The 11,199-nt window shown below is 61.4% G+C and carries 12 protein-coding genes; 9 read left to right on the top strand and 3 right to left on the bottom strand.

Annotated features, from left to right (window positions below; translation table 11 throughout):
* Nucleotides 1-64: 64 nt before the first annotated feature.
* From apaG to GEV38_RS02355, 7 genes are all read left to right on the top strand, one after another.
* Nucleotides 65-445 (top strand): Co2+/Mg2+ efflux protein ApaG, encoded by a 381-nt coding sequence (gene apaG / locus GEV38_RS02385; protein ID WP_013970590.1) that lies wholly within the window; start codon nt 65-67, stop codon nt 443-445.
* Nucleotides 445-1,311: a symmetrical bis(5'-nucleosyl)-tetraphosphatase gene (locus GEV38_RS02380; RefSeq protein ID WP_015268720.1), complete on the top strand. Its 867-nt coding sequence runs from the start codon at nt 445-447 to the stop codon at nt 1,309-1,311. Before apaG ends, GEV38_RS02380 begins: the two co-directional genes overlap by 1 nt.
* 14 nt (nt 1,312-1,325) lie before the next feature.
* Nucleotides 1,326-1,655: a thiosulfate sulfurtransferase GlpE gene (gene glpE, locus GEV38_RS02375; RefSeq protein ID WP_015268719.1), complete on the top strand. Its 330-nt coding sequence runs from the start codon at nt 1,326-1,328 to the stop codon at nt 1,653-1,655.
* A gap of 283 nt (nt 1,656-1,938) precedes the next feature.
* Complete coding sequence (locus GEV38_RS02370; RefSeq protein WP_015268718.1) at nt 1,939-3,861, top strand: PrkA family serine protein kinase; 1,923 nt, start codon at nt 1,939-1,941, stop codon at nt 3,859-3,861.
* Nucleotides 3,862-3,991: 130 nt separating this feature from the next.
* Nucleotides 3,992-5,263, top strand: a complete 1,272-nt coding sequence (locus GEV38_RS02365) for a YeaH/YhbH family protein (protein WP_013970586.1) — start codon at nt 3,992-3,994, stop codon at nt 5,261-5,263.
* Nucleotides 5,260-6,828, top strand: a complete 1,569-nt coding sequence (locus GEV38_RS02360) for a SpoVR family protein (protein WP_013970585.1) — start codon at nt 5,260-5,262, stop codon at nt 6,826-6,828. Before GEV38_RS02365 ends, GEV38_RS02360 begins: the two co-directional genes overlap by 4 nt.
* A gap of 55 nt (nt 6,829-6,883) precedes the next feature.
* Entirely contained in the window at nt 6,884-7,990 is a 1,107-nt protein-coding gene (locus GEV38_RS02355; protein WP_054573704.1) for a multifunctional CCA addition/repair protein, read from the top strand.
* A gap of 110 nt (nt 7,991-8,100) precedes the next feature.
* Here the strand turns inward: GEV38_RS02355 and folK are convergent, their stop codons facing one another.
* Both folK and folB read right to left on the bottom strand, forming a co-directional pair.
* Nucleotides 8,101-8,610 carry a 2-amino-4-hydroxy-6-hydroxymethyldihydropteridine diphosphokinase gene (folK, locus tag GEV38_RS02350; RefSeq protein ID WP_013970583.1) on the bottom strand — a complete coding sequence of 170 codons (510 nt, stop codon included), beginning with the start codon at nt 8,608-8,610 and terminating at the stop codon, nt 8,101-8,103.
* Nucleotides 8,601-8,957 carry a dihydroneopterin aldolase gene (gene folB / locus GEV38_RS02345; RefSeq protein WP_004375185.1) on the bottom strand — a complete coding sequence of 119 codons (357 nt, stop codon included), beginning with the start codon at nt 8,955-8,957 and terminating at the stop codon, nt 8,601-8,603. The genes folK and folB overlap by 10 nt, the downstream gene beginning before the upstream one ends.
* A gap of 74 nt (nt 8,958-9,031) precedes the next feature.
* Between folB and plsY the strand changes: the two genes are divergently transcribed.
* Entirely contained in the window at nt 9,032-9,601 is a 570-nt protein-coding gene (gene plsY, locus GEV38_RS02340; RefSeq protein WP_013970581.1) for a glycerol-3-phosphate 1-O-acyltransferase PlsY, read from the top strand.
* A gap of 3 nt (nt 9,602-9,604) precedes the next feature.
* On the opposite strand, the gene tsaD is transcribed toward plsY, so the two are convergent.
* On the bottom strand, nt 9,605-10,630 hold the full coding sequence (tsaD, locus tag GEV38_RS02335) for a tRNA (adenosine(37)-N6)-threonylcarbamoyltransferase complex transferase subunit TsaD (RefSeq protein ID WP_023661234.1): 1,026 nt from the start codon (nt 10,628-10,630) through the stop codon (nt 9,605-9,607).
* 204 nt (nt 10,631-10,834) lie between these two features.
* Here tsaD and rpsU point away from each other — a divergent pair, with 204 nt between their 5' ends.
* Entirely contained in the window at nt 10,835-11,050 is a 216-nt protein-coding gene (rpsU, locus tag GEV38_RS02330; protein ID WP_003255575.1) for a 30S ribosomal protein S21, read from the top strand.
* Nucleotides 11,051-11,199: the final 149 nt, after the last annotated feature.

Genomic DNA, 11,199 nt, shown 5'->3' with positions numbered 1-11,199 from the left:
CTGGCCCTCACCCCTCCCAATGGCCTAGACTGCATTATTGCGTCAGTTTGCCCAAGGCCCTTGCATGTCCGACCCTCGCTATAAAATCGACGTTAGCGTCGTGACCCGCTACCTCAAAGAACAATCCGACCCCGAAAACAGTCGTTTCGCTTTCGCCTACACCATCACCGTGCAGAACAATGGCTCGCTCAAGGCCAAGCTGCTGTCGCGCCACTGGCTGATCACCAACGGTGACGGCGAGGTCGAGGAGGTGCGTGGCGCCGGCGTGGTCGGCCAGCAGCCCAATATCGACCCGGGCCAGAGCCATACCTACAGCAGCGGCGCGGTCATCAGCACCCGCGTGGGCACCATGCAGGGCAGCTACCAGATGTTCGCCGAAGACGGCAAACGCTTCGATGCCGAGATCGCCCCCTTCCGCCTGGCGGTGCCCGGGGCGCTGCACTGATGGCTACCTATGCCGTCGGTGACCTGCAGGGCTGCCTGCAGCCACTCAAGTGCCTGCTCGAACGGGTCAATTTCAACCCCGCCGTCGACCACCTGTGGCTGGTCGGCGACCTGGTCAACCGCGGCCCCGAGTCACTGGAAACCCTGCGCTTCCTTTATTCGATCCGCCAGTCGCTGGTGTGCGTGCTAGGCAACCATGACCTGCACTTGCTGGCCGTCTGGCATAACGTCGAACGCCTGAAGAAAAGCGACACACTGCGCGAGATCATCGAAGCACCGGACGCCGATCAGCTGTTCGACTGGCTACGCCAGCAAAAGCTGCTGCATTACGACGAACCCCGTGGCATTGCGCTGGTTCACGCCGGCATTCCACCGCAATGGACCTTGGGCAAAGCCCTGGAACTGGCCGCCGAGGTAGAGGAAGTGCTGCGTGACGATGAGCGCCTGAAACTGTACCTGGACGGCATGTACGGCAACGAGCCGAACAAGTGGAGCAAGAGCCTCACCGGCATCGAACGCCTGCGGGTCATCACCAACTGCCTCACGCGCATGCGCTTCTGCACCGCCGAGGGCAAGCTCGACCTCAAGAGCAAGGAAGGCCTGGATACCGCGCCCAAGGGCTACAAGCCCTGGTACGCACACAAAGGCCGCCGCTCACGCCACGTGAAGATCATCTTCGGCCACTGGGCCGCCCTGCAGGGGCAGGTCGACGAGCCCGGCATCATCGCCCTGGACACCGGTTGCGTATGGGGCGGTGCCATGACCCTGTACAACGTCGACAGCGGCGAATACCACCGCTGTGACTGCAGCGACGACGGCAACTTACGCCTCCCCACCCAAACGCCTACACTGAACGATCAATCCTGAAGGAAGCCGTACCCATGAGCGAATTCAAGCGCATCCATCCCGAACAGGCCCTGGCCCTTCGCGCGCAAGGTGCGGTAGTCGTCGACATTCGCGACCCGCAGGCCTTTGCCGCCGGCCACATCACTGGCGCCAAGCATCTGGATAACCATTCTGTCGCCGAGTTCATCCGCAATGCCGACCTCGACGCCCCAACCCTGGTGGTGTGCTACCACGGCAATTCCAGCCAGAGCGCTGCGGCCTATCTGGTGAACCAGGGTTTCTCGGACGTATACAGCGTCGACGGCGGCTTTGAGCTGTGGCGCGCCACCTACCCGGCCGAAACCGCCCAGGGCACTGCCGAATAATTTTTTCATTTTTACTGCAGCCCGCGCCCCATGCGGGCTTGCGGCTTATCTGACGAACGGTCGTTCGCAACTTCTCCACGCCTCGCCCTTGACCTTGCGGATAACCAACTATTCTTAAGCGCAGGCCATCCAGAAAAAGGGGAGAGCCGGTACACCGGCGTGCGGGTCATCGGTAGCGTTACAGGGTGTTCTGGGGGGTATACAGCAATCGGCAGCCCCGGTTGCATGCCAGCATCAGCTGACTGATCCGGCGTCGTCTCCACGTATCGAGCGAGGTGACGTCATGAGTATTTTTAGCCACTTCCAACAACGTTTCGAGTCTACGCGCCAGGAAGAACTCTCGCTGCAGGAGTACCTCGAGCTGTGCAAAGAGGATCGCAGTGCCTACGCATCGGCGGCCGAACGGCTGTTGCTGGCCATCGGTGAGCCGGAGCTGATCGACACCTCAACCAACTCCAGACTGTCGCGAATCTTCTCCAACAAGGTTATCCGCCGCTATCCGGCCTTTGCCGACTTCCATGGCATGGAAGAGTGCATCGACCAGATCGTGTCCTACTTCCGCCACGCCGCCCAAGGCCTGGAGGAGAAGAAACAGATCCTCTATCTGCTGGGCCCGGTGGGCGGCGGTAAGTCGTCGCTGGCCGAAAAACTCAAGCAGCTGATGGAAAAGGTACCGTTCTACGCCATCAAGGGCTCGCCGGTATTCGAGTCGCCATTGGGCCTGTTCAATGCCACCGAAGACGGGGCCATTCTCGAGGAAGAGTTCGGCATCCCGCGGCGCTACCTGAACACCATCATGTCGCCCTGGGCCACCAAGCGCCTGCAGGAGTTCGGCGGCGACATCAGCAAGTTCAAGGTGGTGAAGCTGTACCCGTCGATCCTCAACCAGATCGCCATCGCCAAGACCGAACCTGGCGACGAGAACAACCAGGACATTTCGGCCCTGGTCGGCAAGGTCGACATCCGCAAGCTCGAGGAATTCCCGCAGAACGACGCCGACGCATATGCCTATTCGGGCGCGCTGTGCCGGGCCAACCAGGGCCTGATGGAATTCGTCGAGATGTTCAAGGCCCCGATCAAGGTCCTGCACCCGTTGCTCACCGCCACCCAGGAAGGCAACTACAACAGTACCGAAGGCCTCGGCGCCATCCCCTACTCCGGGATTCTGCTGGCCCACTCCAACGAATCGGAGTGGCACACCTTCCGTAACAACAAGAACAACGAGGCGTTCATCGACCGGATCTACATCGTCAAGGTGCCGTACTGCCTGCGCGTCAGCGACGAAATCAAGATCTACGACAAGCTGCTGATCAACAGCTCGCTGGCCAAGGCGCACTGCGCGCCAGATACGCTGAAGATGCTCGCCCAGTTCACCGTGCTGTCGCGCCTGAAAGAGCCGGAAAACTCCAACATCTACTCGAAGATGCGGGTGTACGACGGGGAAAACCTCAAGGACACCGATCCGAAGGCCAAGTCGATCCAGGAGTACCGCGATGCCGCCGGCGTCGACGAAGGCATGAACGGCCTGTCGACCCGCTTCGCGTTCAAGATCCTGTCCAAGGTGTTCAACTTCGATCCGCATGAAGTGGCCGCCAACCCGGTGCACCTGCTTTATGTGCTGGAGCAGCAGATCGAGCAGGAACAATTCCCGGCGGAAGTGCGCGAACGCTACCTGCGCTACCTGAAGGAGTACCTGGCCCCGCGCTATATCGAGTTCATTGGCAAGGAAATCCAGACCGCCTACCTGGAGTCCTACAGCGAGTACGGCCAGAACATCTTCGACCGCTACGTGCTGTATGCAGACTTCTGGATTCAGGACCAGGAATACCGCGACCCGGAAACCGGCGAAATCCTCAACCGTATCGCCCTCAACGAAGAACTGGAGAAGATCGAGAAGCCGGCCGGCATCAGCAACCCGAAAGATTTCCGCAACGAAATCGTCAACTTCGTGCTGCGCGCCCGCGCCAACAACAACGGCAAGAACCCGAGCTGGCTGAGCTACGAAAAGCTGCGGGTGGTGATCGAGAAGAAAATGTTCTCCAACACCGAAGACCTGCTGCCGGTCATCAGCTTCAACGCCAAGGCAAGCAAGGAGGACCAACAGAAACACAACGACTTCGTCACGCGTATGGTAGAGCGTGGCTACACCGACAAACAGGTTCGTCTGCTGTCGGAATGGTACCTGCGGGTCAGGAAATCGCAATAAAGCGACAAGCTACCCACCGCGCGCCCAGGGCTGCCATGCCAGCCCTGGGCGGCGGCAGCTGCTTTGCTGCCTTTATGTGCAGCAGCTCGTAGCTTGAAGCGTGCAGCTGTTCCCAGCTACCGGAGGGACCATGAGCTACGTTATAGATCGACGCCTGAACGGCAAGAACAAGAGCACGGTGAACCGCCAGCGCTTCCTGCGGCGGTACCGCGAACACATCAAGAAAGCCGTCGAAGAGGCGGTAAGCCGCCGTTCCATCATGGACATGGAACATGGCGAGCAGATCAGCATTCCGGGGCGCGACATCGACGAACCGGTGCTGCACCATGGTCGCGGGGGCAAGCAGACCATCGTGCACCCAGGCAACAAGGAATTCACCGCCGGTGAACACATCCCCAGGCCACAAGGCGGTGGCGGTGGCAGCGGCCGAGGCAAGGCCGGCAACTCCGGCGAAGGCATGGATGACTTCGTATTCCAGATCACCCAGGAAGAATTCCTCGAGTTCATGTTCGAGGACCTCGAGCTACCCAACCTGGTCAAACGTCACCTGACCGGGGCCGACACTTTCAAGACCGTGCGCGCCGGTATCGCCAACGAAGGCAACCCGTCACGCATCAACATCGTGCGCACCCTGCGTTCGGCCCATGCCCGGCGCATCGCCCTGACCGGCAGCAGCCGCGCACTGCTGCGCGAAGCGCAAAAGGAACTCGCCCGACTGAAGGTCGAGGAGCCAGACAACTTCACCGATATCCAGGAAGTCGAACACGAGATCGAACGCCTGAAGGCACGCATCAACCGCCTGCCCTTCCTCGACACCTTCGACCTCAAGTACAACCTGCTGGTCAAGCAGCCCAACCCCAGCTCCAAGGCTGTGATGTTCTGCCTGATGGACGTGTCCGGCTCGATGACCCAGGCCACCAAGGACATCGCCAAGCGCTTCTTCATCCTGCTGTACCTGTTCCTCAAGCGTAACTACGACCGCATCGAAGTGGTGTTCATCCGCCACCACACCAGCGCTCGTGAAGTCGACGAGGAAGAATTCTTCTATTCGCGGGAAACCGGCGGCACCATCGTTTCCAGCGCGCTGAAGCTGATGCAGGAGGTCATGGCCGAACGCTACCCGGCCAGCGACTGGAACATCTACGCCGCCCAGGCCTCCGACGGCGACAACTGGAACGACGACTCGCCGATCTGCCGTGACATCCTGGCCAAGCAGATCATGCCGCATGTGCAGTACTACACTTACGTTGAAATCACCCCGCGTGAACACCAGGCGCTGTGGTACGAATACGAGCGCATCGGCGAAGCCTTCCCCGACACGTTCGCCCAGCAGCAGTTGGTATCGGCCGGCGATATCTACCCGGTCTTCCGTGAACTCTTCCAGCGCAGGTTAGCCACATGACCGCCAGAGCACAGAGACGCCAACCTATTTCCACCGGGTCCGAGTGGACGTTCGAACTGATCCAGACCTACGACCGGGAAATCAGCCGCCTGGCCGAGCGTTACGCCCTGGACACCTACCCCAACCAGATCGAGGTCATTACCGCCGAGCAGATGATGGACGCCTACGCCTCGGTCGGGATGCCGCTGGGTTATCACCACTGGTCCTACGGCAAGCAGTTCCTCAGCACGGAGAAGTCCTACAGCCGTGGCCAGATGGGCTTGGCCTACGAGATCGTGATCAACTCCGACCCCTGCATCGCCTACCTGATGGAAGAAAACACCATGTGCATGCAGGCACTGGTGATCGCCCACGCCTGCTACGGCCATAACAGTTTCTTCAAGGGCAACTACCTGTTCCGCACCTGGACCGACGCCAGTTCAATCATCGACTACCTGGTGTTCGCCAAGCAGTACATCGCCCAGTGCGAAGAGCGCCATGGCATTGATGCCGTGGAAGACCTAATCGACTCCTGCCATGCCCTCATGAACTACGGCGTCGACCGCTACAAGCGGCCTTATCCGATTTCCGCTGAAGAGGAGCGGCGGCGGCAGAAGGAGCGCGAGGAGCACCTGCAGCGGCAGATCAATGACCTTTGGCGGACCATTCCGAAGAGCGCCGACAAGGGTAACGAGCGAGATGATGCGCGCTTCCCCGCCGAACCGCAGGAAAACATCCTGTATTTCATCGAGAAGAACGCCCCGCTGCTGGAGCCCTGGCAACGTGAAGTGGTGCGCATCGTGCGCAAGATCGCCCAGTATTTCTACCCGCAGCGCCAGACCCAAGTGATGAACGAAGGCTGGGCGACGTTCTGGCACTACACACTGATGAACGACCTGTACGACGAGGGGCTGATCACCGAAGGCTTCATGATGGAGTTTCTGCAGTCGCACACCAGCGTGGTATTCCAGCCCGGCTTCGACAGCCCCTACTACAACGGCATCAACCCCTACGCACTGGGCTTTGCGATGTATACCGACATCCGCCGCATGTGCGAAAACCCGACCGAAGAAGATCGGCGCTGGTTCCCCGACATTGCCGGCAGCGACTGGCTTTCTACCATCAAGTTCGCCATGAGCAGCTTCAAGGACGAGAGCTTCATCCTGCAGTACCTGTCGCCGAAGGTCATTCGCGATCTGAAGCTGTTCAGCATCCTCGATGACGACCAGCGCGACGACCTGTATGTACCTGCCATCCACGACGAGGCCGGCTACCGGACCATTCGCGAACTACTGGCGGCGCAGTACAACCTGGGCAACCGCGAACCGAACGTGCAGATCTGGAGCGTTGACCGCCGCGGCGACCGCTCGCTGACCTTGCGTCACCAGCAACACAACCGCAAACCGCTGGGCGATTCTACCGATGAAGTGCTCAAGCACCTGCACCGCCTGTGGGGCTTCGACATCCACCTGGAGACCGTCCAAGGAGAGCAGGTGATGAAAACCCACCACATGCCACCACGCGGCGAGCACGGCGAAAGCGCCGACTATGGCCGCATGGATCTGGCTGTCATTCACCACCTCTAGTGCAACTTCAAGGCTGCCGACGGGTTATCCTGTCGGCAGTTATGGAGAGCTGCACATGCACATCTACAAAGTCGGCGGCGCCGTGCGCGACCGCCTGCTCGGCCGCCCTGTCAGCGATATCGACTGGCTGGTGGTCGGCGCCACGGTCGAGGAAATGCACGCTAAGGGCTTTCGACCGGTCGGCGCTGATTTCCCGGTGTTCCTGCACCCGCAAACCGGCGAGGAATACGCCCTGGCGCGCACCGAGCGCAAGAGCGGGCGGGGCTACGGCGGCTTCACTTTCCACGCCAGCCCCGATGTGACCCTGGAAGAAGACCTGATCCGTCGTGACCTGACCATCAATGCAATGGCCGAGGACGAGACGGGTACGGTATACGATCCCTATCATGGCCAGGACGATATCGACCAGCGCCTTTTACGCCATGTTTCCCCGGCATTCGCCGAAGATCCATTGCGTGTGCTGCGAGTTGCGCGCTTTGCTGCCCGTTATGCACCGCTGGGATTCCGGGTTGCCGATGAGACGCTTGAGCTGATGCGTCAGATCAGTGCCTCTGGCGAATTGCAGGCACTGACCGCCGAGCGCAGCTGGAAGGAAATCGAGCGGGCGCTGATGGAGGCGCAGCCGCAGGTGTTCTTCCAGGTGCTGCATGCTTGTGGGGCCCTGCAGGAGCTGCTGCCAGAGCTAGATGACGCCCCTCAGGCCCTGGCAGCGCTGGAACAGTCGGCAATGCACGAACAGCCCCTGCATGTACGCTGGGCCTGCCTGCTGCAGTCGCTGACACCGGCCGCGATCAAAGCCATCAACCAGCGCCTGAAGGCGCCGCGGGAGTGCCAGGAGCTGGCGCTGCTGACGGGTGAGTGCCTGAAGCTGGGCAACCAGGCGCAGGAGTTGCCCGCCACGGCACTGCTGGGGCTGCTGCAGAAGTTCGATGTGTACCGGCGGCCACAGCGATTCGAAGACTTCCTGATCGCTTCCGAGATGGCAGCGCTGGGCGAGGGCAAAGCGGGTTATCCACAGTCCGAATACCTGCGAGGGGCAGCGGCGGCGGCGCGGGCAGTGGATGTTAAGCCATTGGTGCAGGCAGGGCTGACCGGCCAGGCCTTGGGTGAAGCGCTCAAAGGTGAGCGGCTGAAAGCCCTCGAAGCTTACAAGCTCGGTTGAACATACCGGCCCCTTCGCGGCTAAAGCCGCTCCCACAGGGACGGCGTTGCTCTCGAGGTTGTCGCTGTACCTGTGGGAGCGGCTTTAGCCGCGAAAGGGCCGGTACAGGCTTACGCGGGAGTCAGCTGCAACCCACGCCACTCAAAGGCAACCGGGGCCAACACCTGATCAATCCGCGCCTCCTGCCACAACTGCGCCATTGTCTTGCCTACCCCCGGATGCACAAGCTCCGGCGCCAGCAGCGACAGCGGCCACAGCACAAAGGCGTTCTTCAGGATCTCGGCCCGAGGCAACACCAGCCCATCGAACGTGCCGTGCAAGTCGTCATACATCAGCACGTCGATATCCAGCGGCAGCCCCTTGCGGTCCGGGGCATAGCGGCCATTGTCGGCCTCGATGAACTTCAACCGGCGGTCCAGTTCGATCAACGGCAACGCAGTCTGCCCAGTCACCACGAAGTTGATGAACGGACCGCTCTTGATCCCCACCGCCTGGCTTTCGAACGCCGGCGAGCAGCGCATGTCGGTCAGGATGCCTGCCAACGCATCGAGCCCGGCGCACAAGTGCACCTCGCGATCAATGTTGCTGCCAAGCCCCAGGTAAACCGTGCTCAGAGACATCCGCGCTCGATCTCCACGCCAACACCGCCACGGGCCGCCGGTACCGCACCCGGCTTGGTCAGCTTCAACCGCACCCACGGGATGTGGAACTCTTCCATCAACGTCGCCACCAGGCGCTCGGCGAAAGTTTCAACCAACTCGAAACGCGCCTGTTCGGCAAACGCCTGGATACGGGCCGACACACTGGCATAATCCAGCGCCAGGTTCAGGTCGTCACCCGCCGCAGCCGGGCGGTTATCCCAGGCAAAGCTCAGGTCCAGGCGCAAGCACTGGCGAATATCCCGCTCCCAGTCATAGGCACCGATGACGGTATCGACTTCCAGGCCTTCGATGAACACTCTGTCCAAGCACTTCTCTCCACAGCACGACAAGGGCGACTGGCGCCGTTAGAATCAGGGCGTCCTCGCCCGGAATAGTTAGCATGTTTTGGTTACTGGCGTTGCTCGCCTACCTGCTCGGCTCGCTGTCCTTCGCCATCGTCCTCAGCCGCCTTACGGGCAGCCCGGACCCGCGTTCCAGCGGTTCAGGCAATGCCGGCGCCACCAACATGCTACGCCTGGCAGGCCGCAAACTGGCGATCCTGACCCTGCTTGGCGACCTGTGCAAGGGCCTGTTGCCGGTATTGCTCGCCCGCGGTGCCGGGCTGGACCTGCACGCGCAGGCCTGGGTTGGCGTGTGCGCAGTGCTGGGCCACCTGTTCCCGCTGTACTTCCGCTTCCAGGGCGGCAAGGGCGTGGCAACCGCCGCCGGCATGCTCATGGCCCTGTACTTCCCGGCCGCGCTGCTGGCCATTGGCGCCTGGCTGCTGACCTTCTACCTCACCCGCACCAGCTCGCTGGCGGCGCTGATCGCCACACCGCTGACCTTGCCGTTGCTGGCCTGGCGCGAGCCAGAGGCCCTGCTACCGATCACTGTGCTGACGGCAATGATCGTATGGCGCCACCGCAGCAACCTTCGCGACCTGTTCGCAGGCCGCGAACGGCACTTCTAACGCTTAAACCGGCGGCAACTGCTCCATCGGCCAGCGTGCCTGCACGCTGATTGCCAGGTCCTGCTTTTGCCCGGCCAACAACCGCTGGCAGCCGGCATAGGCGATCATCGCGCCGTTGTCGGTGCAGAACTGCGGGCGCGCGTAGTACACGTTGCCCTTGATGCTGCCGAGCATGTCCTCGAGGGACGCACGCAAGGCCTTGTTGGCGCTGACGCCACCAGCAATGACCAGGCGCTTGAGGCCTGCCTGCTTCAACGCCCGCTTGCACTTGATGGTCAAAGTCTCCACCACCGCCTGCTGGAATGCCAGGGACAGGTCGCAACGGGTTTGCTCACTGTCGTCGCCGGCATCGCGGCACTGCTGCCAGGTGTTCAGGGCAAAGGTTTTCAGGCCGCTGAAGCTGAACTCCAGGCCCGGGCGGTCGGTCATCGGCCGCGGGAACACGAAGCGGCCAGGCACGCCGCGCTCGGCCAGGCGGGCGATTTCCGGGCCACCGGGGTAGTTCAGGCCGATCAGCTTGGCGGTCTTGTCGAACGCTTCGCCGGCGGCGTCGTCCAGGCTCTCGCCCAGCAGCTCGTACTGGCCGATGCCATCGACCCGCACCAGCTGGGTGTGACCACCGGAAACCAACAAAGCGACGAACGGAAACTCCGGTGGGTTTTCCTCCAGCATGGGTGCCAGCAGGTGGCCTTCCATGTGGTGTACGCCAATCGCCGGGATGTCCCAGGCAAAGGCCAGCGCCTGGGCGCACGAGGCCCCCACCAGCAGGGCACCGACCAGGCCAGGGCCTGCGGTGTAGGCGATGGCGTCGATCTCGGTGGCGACGCAGCCGGCCTCATCCAGCACCTGGCGGATGAGTGGCAGCATGCGCTTGACGTGGTCGCGCGAGGCAAGCTCTGGCACCACACCGCCGAACACGCGGTGCAGGTCGATCTGGCTGAACAGCGCGTCGGCCAACAAACCGCGCTCGCTGTCGTATAATGCGACGCCAGTTTCGTCGCAGGATGTTTCCAATCCCAGTACTAGCATGGGTTCGTCCCTTGTGGGGGCTGAATTCGAAGCCGCGCATGATAGTCCCCGTGTCGGATGCCGACCAGCGGTTTTCGATCAGAGGCTTTGCATTCCGGCTTGCTAAGGGTTAACATCCGCAACCCTTGAAAACCGACGTTCTCCAGCACACCTTTGTTTTGCCAGGAGCACGTCTACCCCGGTAATGAATTAAGGTAGCCCTGGATGCCAGCCGTCAAAGTTAAAGAGAACGAACCCTTCGACGTAGCTCTGCGTCGTTTCAAGCGCTCCTGCGAAAAAGCCGGTGTACTGGCTGAAGTTCGTAGCCGCGAGTTTTACGAGAAGCCGACCGCCGAGCGTAAGCGCAAAGCAGCTGCTGCTGTTAAGCGTCACGCCAAGAAAGTTCAGCGCGAACAGCGCCGCGCCGTTCGTCTGTACTAATACAGGCGTTCTACGCAAAGCTTCTGCCCTGCCCGGCTAACCGCCGGGCGATGGCAGTGGTCGTTTCAAACTTGAGCAGCTAGCTCAAGGCCCTGCACAAGCTTCATGCGAACTGCACATGGGCAACCTGCCTGAAACGTCAGAGCTGG

Origin of the sequence: Pseudomonas sp. 13159349, assembly GCF_013305685.1 — a bacterium.
Taxonomy (GTDB): domain Bacteria; phylum Pseudomonadota; class Gammaproteobacteria; order Pseudomonadales; family Pseudomonadaceae; genus Aquipseudomonas; species Aquipseudomonas asiatica.
The sequence above is the reverse complement of the archived record's forward strand: the minus strand, read 5'-3'. Positions and strand labels throughout refer to the sequence as shown.

What these genes read in the sequence shown, in the direction of transcription:
- apaG (WP_013970590.1), top strand. Translation starts at nt 65, where the DNA reads ATGTCCGACCCTCGCTATAAAATCGACGTTAGCGTCGTGACCCGCTAC.
- GEV38_RS02380 (WP_015268720.1), top strand. Translation starts at nt 445, where the DNA reads ATGGCTACCTATGCCGTCGGTGACCTGCAGGGCTGCCTGCAGCCACTC.
- glpE (WP_015268719.1), top strand. Translation starts at nt 1,326, where the DNA reads ATGAGCGAATTCAAGCGCATCCATCCCGAACAGGCCCTGGCCCTTCGC.
- GEV38_RS02370 (WP_015268718.1), top strand. Translation starts at nt 1,939, where the DNA reads ATGAGTATTTTTAGCCACTTCCAACAACGTTTCGAGTCTACGCGCCAG.
- GEV38_RS02365 (WP_013970586.1), top strand. Translation starts at nt 3,992, where the DNA reads ATGAGCTACGTTATAGATCGACGCCTGAACGGCAAGAACAAGAGCACG.
- GEV38_RS02360 (WP_013970585.1), top strand. Translation starts at nt 5,260, where the DNA reads ATGACCGCCAGAGCACAGAGACGCCAACCTATTTCCACCGGGTCCGAG.
- GEV38_RS02355 (WP_054573704.1), top strand. Translation starts at nt 6,884, where the DNA reads ATGCACATCTACAAAGTCGGCGGCGCCGTGCGCGACCGCCTGCTCGGC.
- folK (WP_013970583.1), bottom strand. Translation starts at nt 8,610, where the DNA reads ATGTCTCTGAGCACGGTTTACCTGGGGCTTGGCAGCAACATTGATCGC.
- plsY (WP_013970581.1), top strand. Translation starts at nt 9,032, where the DNA reads ATGTTTTGGTTACTGGCGTTGCTCGCCTACCTGCTCGGCTCGCTGTCC.
- tsaD (WP_023661234.1), bottom strand. Translation starts at nt 10,630, where the DNA reads ATGCTAGTACTGGGATTGGAAACATCCTGCGACGAAACTGGCGTCGCA.
- rpsU (WP_003255575.1), top strand. Translation starts at nt 10,835, where the DNA reads ATGCCAGCCGTCAAAGTTAAAGAGAACGAACCCTTCGACGTAGCTCTG.